Annotated in this window: 14 protein-coding genes; 7 read left to right on the forward strand and 7 right to left on the reverse strand. The window is 65.2% G+C overall.

Annotated elements, in window-relative coordinates; translation table 11 throughout:
* Positions 1-17 precede the first annotated feature (17 nt).
* A complete protein-coding gene (locus PIGHUM_RS01820) occupies positions 18-1,316 on the reverse strand; it encodes an aromatic ring-hydroxylating oxygenase subunit alpha (RefSeq protein WP_124077532.1) in 1,299 nt (432 codons plus the stop codon).
* A gap of 158 nt (positions 1,317-1,474) precedes the next feature.
* Here PIGHUM_RS01820 and PIGHUM_RS01825 point away from each other — a divergent pair, with 158 nt between their 5' ends.
* The 3 genes from PIGHUM_RS01825 (at position 1,475) to PIGHUM_RS01835 (ending at position 4,525) form a co-directional block, all read left to right on the forward strand.
* Positions 1,475-2,449 carry a Bug family tripartite tricarboxylate transporter substrate binding protein gene (locus tag PIGHUM_RS01825; protein WP_124077533.1) on the forward strand — a complete coding sequence of 325 codons (975 nt, stop codon included), beginning with the start codon at positions 1,475-1,477 and terminating at the stop codon, positions 2,447-2,449.
* Positions 2,450-2,723: 274 nt separating this feature from the next.
* Positions 2,724-3,503: an IclR family transcriptional regulator gene (locus tag PIGHUM_RS01830; RefSeq protein ID WP_124077534.1), complete on the forward strand. Its 780-nt coding sequence runs from the start codon at positions 2,724-2,726 to the stop codon at positions 3,501-3,503.
* Positions 3,500-4,525, forward strand: coding sequence for a GTP-binding protein (locus PIGHUM_RS01835; RefSeq protein ID WP_124077535.1), 1,026 nt, complete (start codon positions 3,500-3,502; stop codon positions 4,523-4,525). The genes PIGHUM_RS01830 and PIGHUM_RS01835 overlap by 4 nt, the downstream gene beginning before the upstream one ends.
* Positions 4,526-4,608: 83 nt before the next feature.
* On the opposite strand, the gene PIGHUM_RS01840 is transcribed toward PIGHUM_RS01835, so the two are convergent.
* Positions 4,609-5,826, reverse strand: coding sequence for an NAD(P)/FAD-dependent oxidoreductase (locus PIGHUM_RS01840; RefSeq protein WP_124077536.1), 1,218 nt, complete (start codon positions 5,824-5,826; stop codon positions 4,609-4,611).
* 226 nt (positions 5,827-6,052) lie between these two features.
* Between PIGHUM_RS01840 and PIGHUM_RS01845 the strand changes: the two genes are divergently transcribed.
* Positions 6,053-7,162, forward strand: coding sequence for a zinc-dependent alcohol dehydrogenase (locus PIGHUM_RS01845; protein ID WP_246012860.1), 1,110 nt, complete (start codon positions 6,053-6,055; stop codon positions 7,160-7,162).
* A gap of 111 nt (positions 7,163-7,273) precedes the next feature.
* Here the strand turns inward: PIGHUM_RS01845 and PIGHUM_RS01850 are convergent, their stop codons facing one another.
* The 5 genes from PIGHUM_RS01850 to PIGHUM_RS01870 form a co-directional block, all read right to left on the reverse strand.
* Entirely contained in the window at positions 7,274-8,215 is a 942-nt protein-coding gene (locus PIGHUM_RS01850) for a ParB/RepB/Spo0J family partition protein (RefSeq protein WP_124077538.1), read from the reverse strand.
* Positions 8,216-8,227: 12 nt separating this feature from the next.
* The gene (locus tag PIGHUM_RS01855; protein WP_246012861.1) at positions 8,228-9,109 is read right to left on the reverse strand and encodes a ParA family protein; all 882 of its coding nucleotides are present in this window, start codon (positions 9,107-9,109) and stop codon (positions 8,228-8,230) included.
* Positions 9,110-9,159: 50 nt separating this feature from the next.
* Positions 9,160-9,870 carry a 16S rRNA (guanine(527)-N(7))-methyltransferase RsmG gene (gene rsmG / locus PIGHUM_RS01860; RefSeq protein WP_425466656.1) on the reverse strand — a complete coding sequence of 237 codons (711 nt, stop codon included), beginning with the start codon at positions 9,868-9,870 and terminating at the stop codon, positions 9,160-9,162.
* Positions 9,871-9,946: 76 nt separating this feature from the next.
* Positions 9,947-11,881 carry a tRNA uridine-5-carboxymethylaminomethyl(34) synthesis enzyme MnmG gene (mnmG, locus tag PIGHUM_RS01865; protein WP_124077539.1) on the reverse strand — a complete coding sequence of 645 codons (1,935 nt, stop codon included), beginning with the start codon at positions 11,879-11,881 and terminating at the stop codon, positions 9,947-9,949.
* A gap of 1,848 nt (positions 11,882-13,729) precedes the next feature.
* Complete coding sequence (locus tag PIGHUM_RS01870; RefSeq protein WP_124077540.1) at positions 13,730-14,203, reverse strand: fasciclin domain-containing protein; 474 nt, start codon at positions 14,201-14,203, stop codon at positions 13,730-13,732.
* A 274-nt stretch (positions 14,204-14,477) separates the two neighbouring features.
* Between PIGHUM_RS01870 and PIGHUM_RS01875 the strand changes: the two genes are divergently transcribed.
* The 3 genes from PIGHUM_RS01875 (at position 14,478) to PIGHUM_RS01885 (ending at position 19,098) form a co-directional block, all read left to right on the forward strand.
* Complete coding sequence (locus tag PIGHUM_RS01875) at positions 14,478-14,984, forward strand: sigma-70 family RNA polymerase sigma factor (RefSeq protein ID WP_124077541.1); 507 nt, start codon at positions 14,478-14,480, stop codon at positions 14,982-14,984.
* A gap of 34 nt (positions 14,985-15,018) precedes the next feature.
* Positions 15,019-15,981: a FecR domain-containing protein gene (locus tag PIGHUM_RS01880; RefSeq protein ID WP_124077542.1), complete on the forward strand. Its 963-nt coding sequence runs from the start codon at positions 15,019-15,021 to the stop codon at positions 15,979-15,981.
* 291 nt (positions 15,982-16,272) lie between these two features.
* A complete protein-coding gene (locus tag PIGHUM_RS01885) occupies positions 16,273-19,098 on the forward strand; it encodes a TonB-dependent receptor (RefSeq protein ID WP_246012862.1) in 2,826 nt (941 codons plus the stop codon).
* The last annotated feature ends 22 nt before the right edge of the window (positions 19,099-19,120 follow it).

Raw genomic sequence — 19,120 nt, forward strand, 5'->3', positions numbered from 1 at the left:
CTGCCCCGGCCTCGGCCCTATACCGATGCGTGGCGCTGGCCCGGCTGCACCCGCAGCGCGTCGGCGGCGGCGTCTTTGAAGAACTGGTCGCGCGGCAGGAGCACGGCGGCCGAGCGCACGTGGTGCGCGTCGGGCAGCGTTCCCGGAGGCGCCGCGCCTTCCTCTTGCATATCCTTGACCGCCTTCAGCAGCGCGCGCCGCATCTTGACGATGCCCATGTCGGTAGCGGTGAGGTGTTCCTTGGTGCGGTCCTGGATGGCGCCCATGCTCTCCTGCAGCGAGGCATCCTGCATCCCGATGCCCTCGACGCCGCTGAAGGTCCTGCCGGCCTTCTGCGCGGCGCGGTCCATCAAGTAGTCGTTGTCCTTGTTCTGCAGCGGACGGAAAGTGCCGGGCACGTAGCGCACGTGGATGCCCTTGCCGTCTTCCATGGCCTGCACCTCGGCTTCCGTGAGCGGGCGCGCGGCGTGATAGTCGAAGCTCCAGGCCCAGCAGTTCTCGTCGTCGATGGGCACCCAGAAATGGCCGTGCACCGGATGGTCGCCGCGCGGGGGAACCATGGTGAAACACGGCATCAGCCAGGGCGTGATGCGCCAGTAGTACTTGTCCTCTTCGGCATTGCGGCGCGCGCCCACCAGCAGGCCGGTATCGGTCTCGACCACCTCGAAAGCCGGACGCAGGTCGGTCATGTTGTATTTGTTGCCCGCAGCGCCCTTGAACAAGGGGTCGGATTTCAGGCTGTCGCGATGCAGCCAGGACACGTGGCTGGAATCGATGCCGCCTTCCAGCGCCTGCATCCAGTTGTTTTCCTGCACGCGCTTGGAGATGAAGGACTGGTCGGACGGCACCATGGCGAACTCGTATTCGGGCAGCGGCGGCTGGAGCTCGGGCGGTCCCATATAGGTCCAGTAGATGCCGCCGCGCTCGACCAGCGGATAGGAAACGAGCTTGACGCGGTCGCGAAAGCCGCTTTCCTCGGGCTCGGACGGGACATCCAGGCAGCGGCCGTCGACGCTGTACTTCCAGCCGTGATAGGGACAGCGGATGCCGCCGCCCTCCTCCTTGCTGTCGTAGCGTCCGAACCACAGCGAAACCCCGCGGTGGGCACAGAACTCGTCGATCAGGCCGACGTTGTCGTTCTCGTCGCGGATTGCCAGCAGCCGTTCGGACAGCAGCTGGACGCGCACCGGCTCACAGCCGGGCTCGGGCAATTCCCGGCTCAGCAGCACCGGCAGCCAGTAGCGGCGGAAAAGCTCGCCGGTCGGAGTGCCGGGCCCGGTCTGGGTCAGCAGGTCGTTCTGTTCCTTCTTCAGCATCGGAGTCTCCGGTTCCTAGGGTTGTTCCGTATAAAAGAACGTTGTTCCTTGATAGGAAACGAAGGTATCATTTGCCCGAAACCTGTGTCAACCAGGTCGTGCATGCCGGATGACCGGCCGATGACACCCGACAACATTCCCTGACAGGAGACACGCCGATGACGCTTCATCGCCTTTCCCTCGCTTCCATGCTGAGCGCCACCCTGGCCCTCGGCGCCTACGCCGCCCCGGCCTGTGCGCAGGATCCCTGGCCGACCCGCCCGGTCAAGGTGGTCGTGCCGTACGCGCCGGGCGGCAGCGCCGATACCCTGGGACGACTGATCTCCCGCCATCTGTCCGAGACGTTCAAGCAGAGCTTCGTGGTGGAGAACCGCGGCGGCGCGGGCGGCGTGATCGGCTCGCAGATGGTGGCGCGCGCCGAGCCGGACGGCTACACCCTGGTGGTATCGGGCATCGGTTCGCACGTGGTCGCGCCGCTCACCAACCCGGCCAGCTTCGACCCCATCAAGGACTTCAGCCACATCGCGCTGCTGGGCGGCCCGCCCACCGTTCTGGCGGTCAACGTCGCCCAGCCCATCAAGGACGTGGCCGGCTTCGTCAAGTACGTGCAATCCAAGCCCGAGGGCCTGAGCTGGGCATCGCCGGGCCAGGGCACGCACGGCGCGCTGATCGGCGAAGCCTTCCGGCACGTCACCAAGCTGAACCTGGTGCACATCAGCTACAAGGGCGCCGGGCCGGCGGTCGCCGACGTTGCCGGCAACCAGGTGCCGGCCGCCTTCATCACGCTGAGCACGGCCAGCGGCAGCATCAAGGCCGGCAAGCTGCGCCCGCTCGCGGTCACCTCCGCGCAGCGCATCGCCGACTTCCCCGACATCCCCACCTTCAAAGAGCTGGGCTACCCGCAGCTGACCGGCACGACCTGGTTCTCGCTATCGGGCCCGGCCGGCATGGCGCCCGACCTGGTCGAGAAACTCAACAAGGCCGTGCGCACAGCGATGCAATCGCAGGAAGGGCAGACCGAGCTGCGCAACCAGAACATGGAGACCTTCGACTGGGACGTCCCGACCTTCAATAAATTCGTGAAGACGGAGATCGAGCATTGGGGACCGTATATCACCCCCTCTGCACGCTGACGCGCGCCCGGGATGGTGGGCCCCCAGCCGCTGCGCGGCAGCCCCCCGAGGGGGCCTGGGCCCGCCTTGGGGCGGCCCGGCGCCGGGCCCGGAGGCGGAACGAACGGACCGGCGAAGCCGGATCCGCGGCGCCCGACATCGGACAGCGGCTGTTCATGTGATGGTAGAGCGCGCAGCGCCATGGCAACCGGGATGCCGGAGCGAGGCGTAGCCAGGAGAAACCATGAGGGTCCTGTATAAAGAAGGATTGCCCCCACTACCCTATTCTTCAGCCATGCAAGACTCCACGGAAGGCACCGAAAGCCGGCTTTCTTCGGTTGCTTCGGCAATCCGCGTACTCAAGGCCTTCTCCGAAACCGAGATCGAGATAGGCATCAGCACGCTGGCCAAGCGGCTGGGACTGGCCAAAAGCACGGTCCACCGCCTGGCGAGCACCCTGGCTTCGGAAGGACTGCTGGAACAGAACCCGGAGAACGGGCGCTACCGCCTGGGCCTGGGCCTGTTCGCGCTGGGCGCGCTGGTGCGGCGCCGGATGGACATCTCCACCCAGGCGCTGCCCTACCTGCACGAACTGCGCGAGATCACGGGCGAGACCGTGCACCTGGCCACGCTGGAACAGAGCAACATCATTTATCTGTTCAACCTCGAAAGCCACCAGGCCATACGCATGCGCTCCTACGTGGGCGCGCGCAAACCCGCCTTCTGCACCAGCGAAGGGCGCGCGCTACTGGCCTTCCAGGAACCCGAGGTGCTCGCGCGCGTGGTCAAGGACGGCCTGGTCGCCCGCACGCCGAACACGCAGACCGCGCCGGCCGGCCTGCGCAAGACGCTGGAACTCGTGCAGCGCGAAGGCTACGCGCAAGACGATGAAGAGTCGGAAGTCGGCATGCGCGGCCTCGCCGCGCCGGTACGCGACCACAGCGGCCAAGTCATCGCCGCCATCGGCATTGCCGGGCCGGTGCAGCGGCTGACCAAGAAAGCCATGCGCGGTTTCATCGCGCCGGTCGTGCAAGCGGCCGACGCCCTCTCCACCCGCCTGGGCTACCAGCCTTGACCACGCCGCCGCGCACGCGCATTCCCGTTTTTCTGCTGACCGGTTTCCTGGGCAGCGGCAAAACCACCTTGCTGTCGTCCTGGCTGACGCAGCCGGCGCTGCGCGGAGCGGCCGTCATCGTCAACGAACTGGGCGAAGTCGGTCTGGACGGCTCGCTGCTGGGCGTCGCCAGCGAAAGCGCTTTGCTGGCGGGCAATTGCGTGTGCTGCACCGGCCTGCCCGGACTGGAACAGGCGCTGGAAGACCTGTTCTGGGCCCGGCTGCAGCGGCAGGTGCCCGCCTTCCACGCCGTCGCGATCGAGACCACGGGCCTGGCGGACCCCAGGCCCGTGATCCAGGCATTCGAAGACCATCCGCTGCTGCGCGAGCGCTACCGGCTGCGCGCCGTGCTGACGGTGGCGGGCGCGCCGGCCGGGGCCGGGATCATCGATCGGCATTCCGAGGCGCGCGCGCAAGTCCAGGCGGCGCAGGCGCTGATCGTGACCAAGACCGATGCCGCCGCGCCGGACCGGACGCAGGCCCTGGAGGCCAGGCTAGCCGGCTTGAATGCCGCCGCGCCGATATTGATGTCGCATCGCGCCGACCTGCCGCTGGACGCGGTGCTCGCCGCCATCGATGCACAGCACGCCGGCACGGCGCAAGAGACCTCCGCCGGATGCGATCCGGCAGCTTGCAGCGAGGCCCACCGCCATGACTGCGATCATGATCACAGCCATGGCCATGGCCGGCATGCGGCGCAGGCGCATTTCGTGCCGCTGCCGCAGCCCGTCTCGCGCGATTGGCTGGAGGAGCGTGTGTCCGCCCTGTCCCGGACCCTGGGCGAAGATTTGCTGCGCCTGAAGGGCGTTGTGACGCTGGCGGACGGCGCACGTTGCGTGGTGCAGTACGCTCCGGACAGCGAAGGTTTCGAACTGATTCCGGCCGACGCCGCGGCCGCCGGCCAGCCTGCCGGCCTGACCGTCATTGCCCAGCATGCCGATGCCCGCCGCGCCACCGCGGCCTTGCTGGGCCCGGATCCATGAGTGCCGACGCGCGGCCGACGGCGGTCGGCGCGGCCGCCCCGAGGGATGGTGCGCCGACCGGCCCGGAAGCGCCCTGTCGCCGATCAGGACACGGGCAGCTTCTGCAAATCGCGCGAGGTATCGGGCAAGTCGGCCGCCGCGGGCATCTTGCCGGACGTCATCCAGCGCTTGGCGATCTTGATGTCGCGGCCGGCGTTGACCGCGATGACGGATCGCAGCGCGCCGCCTTCCAGGTAGAAATAGACCTTGCGCCGCTCGTCGTACTGGCGCACCACCGGCTGCACGTCCTTGGGCGGCAGGCCCAGGATCTGCAGGTTCACGTCGTACTGGTCGGACCAGAACCACGGGATGTCGTGGTAGCCGTCGGCCCCGCCCAGCGCCGCCTTGGCGGCGACCATGGCCTGGTTCTGCGCATTGGCCCAGGACTCCAGCCGCAGGCGGCGGCCGGCGTGCCGGCTGGGATGGTTGGCCACGTCGCCGGCCGCGAAGATGCGCGGGTCGCTGGTGCGGCCCTGTTCGTCGGTCACGATGCCGTCGTCGACCTCCAGGCCCGCGGCCTGGGCCAATTCCACGTGCGGCACCATGCCTATGCCTACTACCGCCAAGTCGGCGTCGATGACGCTGCCGTCGGCCAGGCGGGCGCGCACGCCCTCGGCATGCGGCTCGAACGTCGCCGCGCAGCCCAGCCGCACCGCCACGCCGTTGGCGCGATGCAATTCCTCCAGGAATGCCGAGATTTCCGCGGGCAGCGAACGCACGCACAACGCCGGCGCCATCTCGACCACGGCGACCTGCTTGCCCGCCTGGGCCGCCGTCGCGGCGACTTCCAGTCCGATCCAGCCGCCGCCGACCACCAGCACGCTGCGGGCCCGCTCGAGCGCCTCGCCCAGCTGGATGGCGTCGTCGATCCGCCGCAGATAGAAGGTGCGGCCGTCCTCGGGCAGGGCCGGCAGCTTGCGGGCCGAACCGCCCGTCGTCAGGAACAGGGTGTCGTAGACCAGCGAGCGGCCGCTTGCGCAGCGCACGACGCGCCCGGCGCGGTCGATCGACTCGACCGTTTCATCGAACCAGCATTCGATGTTTTGCTCGGCCAACTTTTCGGCCGTCGCGATGTACGTGCTGTGCGGGGTCTCGGCGCCCTTGAGGACGCCCTTGGACAGCGGCGGCCGCTCGTAGGGCGGATGGCTCTCGCTGCCGATCAGCACGATGCGTCCGGCGTAGCCCTCGCTGCGCAGCGTCAAGGCGACCCAGCCCCCCGCCTGTCCGGCCCCGACGATCACGAACGTTTGTTGCTCCTGCATGGGTTTCCTTTCTTATGGCGTCAGTTGGAGCCCGGTCCGATGGCTCCCTGGTTGATGGCGCAGAGCCGGTCCCGGATGACGTCCAGGCTCTGCTCGACGCGGGAGACGTGCTCACGCATCAAGACCTCGGCAGAAACGACTTATAGCATCCTACCGGCCCGCGCCGCACGGCGTCCGGGACGTGTTCCCCAGAAGATAGCGCGTAATGACATCAAGGAATATCGATATGAATGACATGATCCGAGCCGCCGTCGCAACGGCCCCGGAGCGCACCGAACTGCAATGGCTGCCCAAGCCCGGCGTGCGGCCCGAATCCGGGCTCCTGCGCGTAGCGGCCACCGGCGTCTGCGGCAGCGACCTGCCCTATTACCAGACGCTGCCGCAAACGCGCGGCCCGGTCATCCTCGGGCACGAGACGGTCGGCCATGTCGAACAGATGGGCGACATCGCGCGCGCCAAGTGGGGCGTCAAGGAAGGCGACCTGGTGGCGCTGGAAGAGTACATTCCCTGCGGCTTCTGCCGGTTCTGCCGCAGCGGCGACTTCCGCCTCTGCAATGCCACCGACTGGCGCCTGGGCGGCATGCGCTACGGCGCGACCGGCATGAACGTGGCTCCGGGCCTGTGGGGCGGGTACAGCCAATACCAATACCTGCACCTGAACACCGTGTTCCACAAAGTGCCTTCCTCGGTATCGCCCCGCCACGCGGCGCTCGCGCTGCCGCTGTCAAACGGTATCGAATGGACCTATCTGCAGGGCGGCGCGGGGCCGGGCCAGACCGTGGTCATCCAGGGGCCCGGCCAGCAAGGCCTGGCCTGCGTGGTCGCCGCCCGCGAGGCCGGCGCCGAATGCATCATCGTCACCGGCCTGGGCACCCCCACCGACCACCGCCGCATGGAATTGGCGAAGAAGCTGGGCGCGCATCACACCATAGACATCCAGAGCCAGGACCTGCTCGAGACCGTGGCCGACATCACCGGCGGCGAGTTGGCGGACCTCGTCATCGATTGCGCGTCGGGCGGCACCGACACCGTGGTCAGCGCCATCCAGCTCGCCCGCAAGCAGGGCCGGGTCATCCTCGGCGGCCAGAAGCGCAAGCGGATCCCGGAGTTCGACAGCGACATGATCATCGCCCGCTTTCTGACCGTCAAAGGCATGCGCGGACACAGCTACCAGTCCGTCGAACTCGCGCTGCAGCTCATCGCCGGCAACCGCCACCACGTCACCGACATGAGCACGCACCTGTTCGGCCTGGAAGATACCGACCTCGCCTTGCGCACCCTGGCCGGCAAAGGCGTCGAAGACGCCGTGCACATGGTGATCGATCCGTGGATGTGATCGTCCAGGCCCGATGCGGGCACGGCGCGGCAAAAAACCCAGGGGATCCGGCGAGGCCTTGGGCTTTTCCCTCTTAGCGAAAGCGCCATTTTCAGGAGTCGCGCCGTCCGGTCACGACTCCTGCAGCACGTCCCCCAGCCCCTGCTTCTCCAGCAGCGACGACAGATGCTCCCAGCCGTGGAAGTCGATGATGAGCTGGCCGCGTTCCTTGGCGCCGATCTTGAAAGCCACCTGGGTGCCGAGCCTGTCGGACAGCGCTTCCTCCAGGCGCAGGACGTCGCGCGATTTGGCCTTGTCCTTGCGATTGGATTTCTGGGCCGCTTCCTGCAGGGTCTGCGCCACCAGTTTCTCGGCCTCGCGCACGGACAGCCGCCTGGCAACGATCTGAGTGGCGAGCTGGATCTGCGTGGCGGCATCGACGGCCAGCAGCGCGCGCGCATGCCCCATGTCGAGGTCGCCCGCCAGCAGCATGGTCTGCACCGGACCCGCCAGGTTCAAGAGGCGCAACAGGTTGCTGGTGGCCGAACGCGAACGGCCGATGGCCAGGGCCGCCTGCTCGTGGGTCATGTCGAACTCGCCGATCAGGCGCTGCACCCCCTGCGCTTCTTCGAGCGGGTTGAGGTCCTCGCGCTGGATGTTCTCGATCAGCGCCATGACGGCGGCATTCTCGTCGCTGACTTCGCGCACCAGCACCGGCACTTCGGCCAGTCCGGCGAGTTGCGCGGCGCGGAAGCGGCGCTCGCCGGCGATGATTTCATAGCGGCCGCCATCGATCGCGCGGACCAGGATGGGCTGCATCACGCCCTGGGTGCGTATCGATTCTGCCAGCTCCGCCAGCGCGCCTTCGTCCATGCGCGAACGCGGCTGGTATTTGCCGGCCTGCATGTGCGCAACCGGCAGCACGCTGGGCGGGCCTTCGGGCTTTTCCTTGCCCACCGGCGCCGCATTGCCCAGCGTGCTGACCGCCGGCATGTCGGCCCCCAGCAGCGCGTCGAGTCCGCGCCCCAGTCCCTTGGCCTTCTTTACCGCTTTCTGTGCAGCTTTCCTTTCCATGCTCTTTCCGGCTTATAGCGTTTTCATGCGGTCTATCATTTCTTTGCCGAAGGCCACGTAAGCCTGCGCCCCTTTGGATGCGGGATCGAACACCACCCCCGGCATGCCGTAGCTGGGCGCCTCGGCCAGCCGCACGTTGCGCGGAATGAGAGTGTTGAACACCTTGTCGCCGAAGTGGCTTTCCAGCTGCGCCGACACCTGCTGCTGCAGGGTCACGCGCGGATCGAACATGACCCGCAAAAGGCCGATGACGCGCAGGTCCGCGTTCAGGTTGGCATGGATGCGCTTGATGGTATTGACCAGGTCGGACAGGCCTTCGAGCGCGAAGTACTCGCACTGCATGGGGATGATCACGCCGTGCGCGGCCGCCAGGCCGTTCAGCGTCAGCAGCGACAGCGTGGGCGGGCAGTCGATCAGGACGAAATCGTAGCGGTCGGAGACGGCTTCGATGGCCTGCTTGAGACGGCGCTCGCGCTCTTCCAGTTGCACCAGGTCGATTTCCGCGCCGGCCAATTCGCGATTGGAGGGCAGCACGTCGTAGCCGCCCGTCTCCGACGTCCGCGCCGCCTCGGCGATGGTGGATTCGCCGATCAGCACCTGGTAGAGCGTCGCTTCCAGGCTGCGCTTGTCGATCCCGCTGCCCATGGTCGCGTTGCCCTGGGGGTCGAGATCGATCAGCAGCACCCGTTGTTCATGGGCCGCCAGCGCCGCCGCCAGGTTGACCGCCGTGGTGGTCTTGCCGACCCCGCCCTTCTGGTTGGCAATGCAGAAAATGCGGGCCGCCGCGCGTGCGCGCTTGGCTGCCAGCGGCTCGGCGCCTTGGAGGGCCGACAGATCGCTGGAAGCCTCCTCGGCCGGTGCCGTGCCGCTGGCCATGCTGGAATTGGAAGACATCGAATAGAACTGCCTAAGATAAAGGTAATGAATCGGCGGCCGCCGCCGCGTTATTGCTCCGGTGCCTCATTGCCGACGCGGTCCATCCACACCAGGCAGCGGCGGGCGGACAATCGCGGCACGTACAGGGTCGTCACGCCCTCCACCCGCCAGATGCCCTGGTCTTTCAGCGACTGCATCTCGTCTTCGGGCGGGTGGCCTTTCATCGCAGCCAGCCAGCCTCCCTCGCGCACGTGGCGGCCGGCCAGCGCCGCGAAGTCATGCAGCGAGGCGAAGGCGCGCGAGATCACGATATCGCACTGCAACGGCTCCAGTTCTTCCACGCGGCCATGGACGGCGCTCAGGTTGGGCAGGCGCAGCATGCCGGCCACGTGCGTGACGAAGGCCGTTTTTTTCTCGACGGCATCGACACAGCGAACCTGCCATTCCGGATAGCAGATCGCCAGCACCACGCCGGGCAGCCCGCCCCCCGAACCGACATCCAGCAGGCTGGCGGACTTCCCGGCCAGGCGCTGGGCCAGTTCCGGCACGACCGCCAGGCTATCTGTTATGTGATGTAAAAGCATCTGATCCGGGTCTCGGATCGCAGTCAGGTTGTAGGTGCGGTTCCAGCGCAGCATTTGCGCCAGGTAGTTGAGGAGCAAGTCGATGCGGCGATGATCCAGGGGCAGGCGCAGCGCGGCGCAGTCCGACTCGAGCTGCGCGGCGAACAATGCACCGTTGAACGGTTCCTGGGCCGCTTGCGAGGGAGAAACACTCACTGATTACCCTCCTGTGGTTGCGGGACATGGTCGCCGAGGAAGGACGCGCCGTTCGTCGGCAGCCAGGCAACAATGCTCATGCAGCCCGGCCCGAGTCGAGGGCGGCGGCGGTACGGCCATACTGCCGGCGTTTCAGGTGTATGAGCAGCAATGAGACCGCGGCAGGCGTCACGCCCGATATGCGGGCAGCCTGGCCTATGGTCTGCGGCTTGTGCGTCTTGAGTTTCTGGCGGACCTCGAATGACAGGCTGAGCACGGTGTCATAGTCGATATCGTCGGGAATTTTCTGGTTTTCGTGTCCGGCCTGCTTGTCGATCTCGGTCTGCTGGCGGGCGATGTAGCCGGCATACTTGACCTGGATCTCGACCTGATCGGCCACGATCTTGTCGTCGACACCCGGACCGGCCAGCAGCGTGCCATCCACGTTCCGGGTATGCATCAGCGCATCGTAGGAAACGTTGGGACGCTTGAGCAGGTCGAACAGGTTGTACTCGCGTTCGATGGCCTTCCCCAGCAAAGGCTCGGCGGCCTGCGCGGGAAAGATCCGGGGATTGATCCACGTGGAACGCAGCCTTTCGACTTCTGCGGCAACGGCATCGCGCTTTCGGTTGAAGGCATCCCAGCGCGCGTCGTCCACCAGGCCCAGGCGGCGGCCGGCCTCGGTCATGCGCCAGTCGGCATTGTCTTCGCGCAGGCTCAGGCGGTACTCGGCACGCGAGGTGAACATCCGGTAGGGTTCGGTCACGCCGCGCGTGACCAAGTCATCGGCCAGCACGCCCAGATAGGCTTCGTCCCGGCGCGGAACCCAGGCCTCTTCCCCCTTGGCTTTCAGCGCGGCATTGATCCCGGCGAGCAGGCCTTGGGCCGCAGCTTCTTCATAGCCGGTCGTTCCGTTGATCTGGCCGGCGAAGAACAGCCCGGAGATGGCACGGGTTTCCAGCGAAGCCTTGAGTCCGCGCGGATCGAAATAATCGTACTCGATGGCATAGCCGGGGCGCAGGATGTGGGCCTGTTCCAGCCCGGGCAGCGAGTGGATCAGCGCCAACTGCACGTCGAACGGCAGGCTGGTCGAGACGCCGTTCGGATAGAACTCGTTGGTGGTCAGGCCCTCGGGTTCCAGGAAGACCTGGTGCGAGGACTTGTCGGCAAAACGATGGATCTTGTCTTCGATGGACGGGCAATAGCGCGGCCCTACCCCTTCGATGACACCGGTATACATGGGGGAACGGTCCAGCCCGCTGCGTATGATCTCGTGCGTGCGCGCATTGGTATGGGTGATCCAGCACGGCATTTGCTGCGGGTGCATGGAGGCATCGCCCAGGTACGAGAACACCGGTACGGGATCCAGGTCGCCAGGCTGCTCCTCGAGCACGCTGAAATCGATGGTCCGGCCATCGATGCGCGGCGGCGTCCCTGTCTTGAGGCGGCCTTGGCCCAGATTCAGTTCCTGCAGGCGCTTGCCCAGCGATATGGCGGGCGGATCGCCGGCGCGGCCGGCCGAATAATGCTCCAGGCCGACATGCACCAGACCGTTGAGAAAAGTTCCGGCGGTCAGCACCACGGAACGGGCACGAAAGCGCAGGCCGATCTGCGTCACCGCTCCCACTACCCGGTCCCCTTCCAACATCAAATCATCCACGGCCTGCTGGAATAGCCATAGATTGGGCTGGTTCTCCAGGCGGTGGCGGATGGCCTTGCGGTACAGCACCCTGTCGGCCTGGGCGCGCGTAGCGCGGACAGCCGGTCCCTTGGAAGCATTCAGAATGCGGAATTGGATGCCGGCTTCGTCGGTGGCAAGCGCCATGGCGCCGCCCAGCGCATCCACTTCCTTCACCAGGTGGCCCTTTCCTATGCCGCCTATGGACGGGTTGCACGACATTTGGCCAAGGGTCTCGATGTTGTGCGTCAGCAGCAAGGTCTTGCAGCCCGCGCGGGAGGCAGCCAAGGCTGCCTCGGTGCCGGCATGGCCGCCGCCCACAACAATCACATCGAATTCGGTCGGATACTGCATGGTGAAATCCAAAGGGAGACCGGGACTGGCTCTACGGCTCCCGGCTGCCGTCAGTCCTGATGGGACTCGGGCAATGTCCAGATCGCAAGAGAGGCGACCTAAACGTCGATTATAGGAGCGGGGGCCAGGCAACGCGAGTAATTAACCGTCAACTTGAGCCTGTCGTAGGAATGTTTCACGTGGAACACGGGAAAACACGCTGGCAGCGCTGCCAGGGGTCAACAACTCCACCGTGTTCCGCTACGCATTGCCGAACGTGGGGACACAAGTCGCGGCAACCCCGGCGGCGGCGAGACTTCTGCTCACCCTCGCCGGGCATCTTCATAGCAATGACTTGGCCAGCCAATGCATTACCTTGCGCTGCCGTCAATGCAGAGACCTTCGACAATTGGGCGGCCCTTGCCATGCCTGCTTGGCAGAGCCAGCTTCGCTCCGATGAGTCAGGCTAGCGATCTGGACTGCGGGCATTTTCCTATCAGCGGCATATCTTCCAATCTTGGAGCACCTTTGCAATTCAGTGTGTCGATCTCTTCAGCTAGACACTTTTCATCGAGTTGCGGTAGTGATGAATATCGCCAACTCATCATTGATTTCCCATACAAGCGACTATATCCATGGATTTGCACGAACCGAATATCGAGATTTTGACGCGCTGGTTCACCACTTTCGACAATGTTTCACGTGGAACAATCTGCCAACTGCGGCGATCGATGTATGCCATTACCGCCGAGGCTCCCTTCTGTGCCATAAATCATCACTGGGATAGGAAGTGCAGAGCTCAGTAGCATCACCCGCCAAATTGCCGGCACGCAGGACTAGAGACTAAAGTTTGAACAGAAGTTCATCGAAGTCCACCCCTGTTTGAATCCCGCGCTGGCGGCTCGGGGATGGAAATGGGGCGACCATAGGCATGCCTGCGAGGCCATACCGATACACCACCGAGCCTCTAGCCAAGGCATACAGAGAGTGACATCGATGCGCCCATTGGGGTCCAGGCATTGTCCGTATGGGTATAGAAATAGCTGCACTTCGTTTTTTACGGGCAGCGTTCAGCTGCCAGCTATCAAAGCCGACGGCATGTATAAAGCGCGAAGAGTGGATCTTGTAAAAAACTGCCCTGCGCGAGAACAAGGTTGTGGGTAAAGAACCTGGCGACAGGATGTTCCACGTGAAACATTTCCCATAAAACCATGCTTATCACTCGCCTTCGGCTTTTTCGCGTATGGCGCGTGCAATCAATACATCCAGCATCTCGAACATCGATTGGATTCTCCGGCTCGAAACCTTCCGGCCGATCAGCGTTGCGTTGGGATGCCACACCCCGGATAGCCAACGCGGTCTTCATCCCTTCGGCCGTCAAGCTGAGCTCGACTTCCCGGCTGCCGCCCTTGAGCTACTTGCGTTCGACCAAACTTCGACTGAAAAGCGCCGCCGCTGCACGGCTTAGCTGTGCCACATCGACAAGCGCCGTCTAGGCAAGCTGGCGTGTCGAGACAGGTTGGACCACGCCAAGCAAGGTGACGATCTGCCACTCCATGTGGGAAAGCATGAATTCTTCGCGGGAGTGCAAGACAGCAGTACGCGTCAGGGACTTGCTGCCAGGGACTTGCTTAAGGTAGCGACCTTGGCAGCAAGCAATGCTTCATGGCCGAATGCATTAGTGCGTGAAACTTGTGCAAGCGGCTCCGCTTACCTTTAAGAAGACTGACTCTGCCAAGGCTATCGAGACTAGCGAACAAGCTTATTTTTTATATGACTTGGTCATCTATGACGCAAATATGAAGCAAGATGTTTATACATCCATATTCATGCAGATCCCGCTTTTGGCATCCGCACGCCGATCCTCCCTCAAGGAAAAAACACCGTATCCACGACATTGATCACACCATTGCCCACCTCGACGTCAGGCTCCAGGACTTCCCCCTCTCCCAGCTTGATCGTGTTCTTTTCCCGGTGGACGGTAAGCGTCTCACCCGCCTGTGTCTTGATACGCGTCCCTTCCTTGGCGTCCTTGAGCCGCAGCTTGCCCGGAGCCATGTGCAACTTGAGCACGTGGGCCAGCGTTTCCTTGTTGCGCAAGGCGTCGCGCCGCTCCGCTGGCAGCTTGGCAAAGGCTTCGTCAGAAGGAATGAAAACGGTATAGGGGCCCGGCCCTTTCAAAGCAGGCTCCAGGCCGGCATCGCGCACCCCCTGGATCCACGAACTGAACATACCGGCGGTCGCGGCCGTGTCCACGATATTGCTGGCCGCCATGGCGTAGGGTTGCATCGAACCCAACGCCAGACATACGGCGGCGATGCGTACCCCTGTTCGGAAGAACATGCGCTTCTCCTGGCAAAAGTCTGTAAATGCGCGCTAAATCCGGTAGAACAGCAAGATAAGCCTATTGTGCGCGCCCGATGCCTATGATCGCGCGCGGCGCTGTAACCAGGGTCGTCGCTTGGCAAGCGTGCACTACTTGCCGATATCCGTGGGAAGCGGATCGCATAGCAATAACACACGAGCATGGGCGAAATCTCTATAATGATATCGATTCTCATTTAAAAGAACCTGCAGCCCTGCCTGTTCCCAGGCAAGCTCAACTGGAAATCCCGCCATGTCCAGCAGCCTGTCGTCCTCTACCCGGTACGTGGAAGCCATGTACGCTTCGCATCACAGCTGGCTAGTGAACTGGCTCAGGCGCAAGCTGGATACGCACGAACGCGCGGCAGACCTGGCGCACGACACCTTCATTCGCCTGCTCAGCACGCCTCGGCAGCCCGGTTCCGTGCACGAACCGCGGGCATATCTGACCGCCATCGCCAAAGGGCTGGTCATCGATCACTATCGCCGCCAGGAGCTGGAACAGGCCTACCTGCAAAGCATCGCGCTGCTGCCGGAGGAACTTGCGCCCGCACCCGAGCTGCGGCTGCAAATACTGGAGACTCTTCTGCGGATAGATTCGGCACTCGGCGCCCTGCCCGCCAAGGCGCGCGAAGCATTCCTGCTCTCGCAACTGGATGGCCTGACTTATGCCGAGATCGCCGTGCGTCTGGAACTATCGCTCGCTACCGTGAAACGCCACATGCTCAAGGCCTTCCGGGCCTGCCTGGACGCCGCGTGACGCGCGCCGCCGGCACCGCGGCGAGCTTCGCGCCATGAACAACCATGCCATCGACCCGCACGTGCTCGACGAAGCCGCGGCCTGGCTGGTGCAATTGCATTCGGGAACGGCCACCGATGCCGATCGCGAGGCGCATCGGCGCTGGCGCGCCCTGCGACCCGAGCACGAACAGGCCTGGAAGCGCGCCCAATTGTTGATGGGCGCGATGCAGGACTTGCCCGCCGGCGTCGGCCGGGCCACGCTTGCCCGCATGCCCGCCAAGCCGGGCCGGCGCGACGCGCTGACCAAGTTCGCCGGACTGCTGCTGGTTCCGGGCGCGGCCTGGCTGGCCTGGCGCATGCTGCCCCCGCAGGAATGGTCGGCCGACTACCGAACCAGCACCGGCGAGAGAAAGTCTTTCGTTCTGCCCGATGGCAGCGAGCTCATGCTCGGCACGGCGTCGTCCGTGGATCTGCTTTTCGACGCAGGACAGCGGTTGCTGGTCCTGCGCGCAGGCGAGGCCATGATCGCTACGGCACACGACCCGGCCAGCCGGCCGTTTTCGGTGCGCACGGCGCAAGGGCACGTGCGGGCGCTGGGCACGCGCTTTACCGTACGCCAATTCGAAGACGCCACCCATGTAGCCGTGCTCCAGGACGCCGTGGAAATACGCCCGCTGCATGGCACGCAGGCCGCCGTGCGCCTGCAAGCTGGCCAGCAGGCACGCTTCAGCAGCACATCGGTGGGCGCCATCGCTCCCGATGACGGGAGCGCCGCTGCATGGACGCAGGGCATGCTGGTAGCCAATCAGATGCGATTGGCCGATCTGCTGGCCGAGCTGGCACGCTATCGCACCGGTATCCTGCAATGCGATCCCGCCGTGGCCGACCTGCGCGTATCCGGTGTCTATCCGAACACGGATACCGACCAGAGCCTGGCCATGCTGGCGAGCACTTTCGCGCTGCATGTGCGTGCCCATACGCGCTACTGGGTAATCGTAGGCCCGGGGACGCGCTGACAGAGGAGGCCCACCCCCTACCCGCTTCGCGGGCCCAACATGGGGAGCCCCCAGCCGCTACGCGGCAGCCCCCCAAGGGGGCCTGGGCCCGCCTTGGGGCGGCCCGGCGCCGGGCCCAGAGGGGGCGGCGTTGACGGACCGGCAAAGCCGGATCCGCGGCGCCCTGGGTCGGATCAAAGATGCCCCTCGGGGCAGCGCAGCAAGCGTGGGGGCTTTTTTCAACGGGAATGACACTTTTTCCGATTTCGTCCGGCAGAGGAGACATATAGACAGCTAGAAAGGAACGCTTCGATGGCCACGCGCCTTGTCAGCCCCGGAACGGCAACCGTCCCGGCCGGCATTTCCCGATACTGCCTGGCTGTGGGGCTGGCGTTGGCCGCAATGGCGCCGCTGCATGCCCAGACACAGCGGGAAGCGAGCCCGGGCAATGCCCAGACCCAGGCGGCGCAGACCTATGCCATCGCCGCCGGACCGCTGGATCAGGCGCTGACCGCCTTCGCCGTGCGGGCGGGAGTGGCTTTTTCCTTCGACGCGGCATTGGTCGCCGGACGCATGACGCCGGGACTGAATGGCCGCTACACGGTCTTCCAGGGCTTCGATCGCCTGCTCGCCGGAACCGGACTGGAAGCTGTACAACGCAAGGCCGGCAGCTACGCACTGCAACTGCTTTCCTACGACATTCCGGCCGGTCCGCTGGATACGGCGCTGGATACGGTGCTGGAACAGTTCGCGCGCCGCGCCCAGGTGCGCGTCATTTACGACCGGGAACGGATGCGCGGCCTGCAAAGCCCCGGTTTCCGGGGCGCGGCCACCATACAGGCCGGCCTGGCCTCGCTGCTGGGCGCCCACCCGCTGGCAGCGCGCAACGATGGCGCCGATGCCTGGCGCATCCAGGAACGCGGAGCGGCGTCGGCCGGCTCCGCCCGCTCGGCGGCCCACCTGGGAAATCTGCCGGTCGTCATTGTCACCGCCAAGCGTGACGACCGGCAGGAAGTGTTCGAGACGGCGGGTTCCGTGGCCGTGGTCACGCGCGAGGAAATCGACCGGCTGCCGCCGCGCAATACCGGTGACGTACTGGCCGATGTACCCGGGGTGTATACCTCGCAGAGCCGCCAGAATCCGGGGGTCTCCGTGAATATGCGCGGCCTGCAGGATTTTGGCCGGGTCAATGTCATGATCGACGGCACGCGGCAGAACTACCAGCAGAGCGGCCACGGCTCGAACGGCGCGGTCTATCTCGATCCCGAGCTGCTGAGCGGCGTCGACATCTCCAAAGGACCCAGTTCCACGATAGGCGGCGCCGGCATGATCGCCGGTTCGGTCAACTTTCGCACGCTGGAAATCTCGGACCTGCTGCGCGACGGGCAGACCGTGGGCGGACGCGTGAATGCGACCACCGGCAGCAATGCCTATCACTTCGGCGGCAGCGCGGCGCTGGGCCTGCGCGCCGCCGACGACCTGGACCTGGTCTTCGCGGTCGGCCGCAAGACCGTGGGCGAATTCCGCAAAGGCGAACGCGGCGCCATCGCCGACGACCTGAACACGCTCACGCACGGCATGAGCCGCTTGTCCGCGCAGGATCAATGGTCGGCCTTGGCCAAGGCCGACTGGCGGCCGCTGCCCGGACACGAATTCAAGCTCAGCTACATCGGCATGAATGCGCACTTCGACGAGGGCGCCAGCACCGACGTAGCCAGCGGCGACGTGACCACGCACAACCACATACGCAGCGACACGCTGCAGCTGGCCCACCGCTGGCGTCCGTCGAGCCTCGAATGGGTCGACCTGCGGAGCAGCCTGTACTACACGCGGACGTTGAACAAAGTGAACCGGGAAGCGGGTTCGCTCGACGCCAACCTGTATCGGCTGCAATACCAGACCAGCACGGTGGGCGGCACGCTGCAAAACCAGGCGCGCATGCGCCTGGGCGGGCTGGACGCGGTGCTCGACACCGGCGGCGAGTTCTTCCACGACTGGACCGACCCGCGCGCCCAATCGCTGTCGGCCGGCGCCGATGCCGGGACCACCGCGCTCTACACCGGCGCCACGCCCGAGGGCAAGCGCACGGTCGCCAGCCTCTTCAGCCAGGCTACCCTGCTGCGCGGCGACTGGCTGGAACTGACGGGCGGCCTGCGCTACGACTGGTACGGACTGCAAGGCGACGGCCGCATGCGCGTGGGCTCCATCACCAATCCGCCGGGGGTGCGGCCGGGCACCACGACCGTCTACACGCGCTTCGGCGTGGACCGCAACGACGCCGCGATTTCGCCGCGCATCTCCCTGGCCATCAAGCCCTCCGACTGGCTGCAGCTCTTCACCAGCTACGGCCAGGGCATGCGTCCGCCGGCATTGACCGAAACGCTGCTATGGGGATCGCATACGGGTTCGCTCTTTCCCTACTATCCCAATCCCGCCTTGCGCGCCGAACGCTCGCGCAACTGGGAAATCGGCGCCAACGCGATCTTCGAGGGACTTGCCGCCCGCTCGGACAAACTGCGCATGAAAGCGGCCTGGTTCGACAGCCGCGTGAAGAACTACATCACGCTGGCGCGCGTGATGTCGCCCATCAGCGCGGGCGGCGGCGGCGTGCTGGGACCCTATGCCTACATGAACATGGATTCGCCGTTCCGTTCCAAGGGCCTGGAGCTGCAATTGGACTACGACAACGGCGACATGTTCGGCGCGATCAACTTCACGCGCATGATCATCGATCCGGGCCAGGGCGGCTACGACCCCTTCCCGCTGGGCAGTCTGACCGGCTATCCCGAGAACACGCTGGGCACGCCAGGCGACGCCAACATCTGGTACGTGCTGCCGCCGCGCCGCAATGCAAGCGTCACGGCGGGCGTACGCCTGCTCGATCGCAAGCTCACGCTCGGCGCACGCCTGCGCATGCAATCGCCGTCGCGCAACTCCAGCATATGGACGGGCGATATGTACAACCAGAAATCATGGCGGCTCTACGACTTCTGGGCGAGCTACGAAATGACCTCCAACGTCACGCTGCGCCTGGCGGTCAACAACCTGTTCGACACCAACTACTCCGAAATGAACGGGAGCACCTATTGGGTCGGGCCCGGCCGCACCGCGCTCGCCACCGTCTCGGTGCGGTTCTGATCGATCGCGCCCTCTTATCCTC

The organism is Pigmentiphaga humi (genome assembly GCF_900606115.1).
In the GTDB taxonomy this organism is placed as follows: domain Bacteria; phylum Pseudomonadota; class Gammaproteobacteria; order Burkholderiales; family Burkholderiaceae_B; genus Pigmentiphaga; species Pigmentiphaga humi.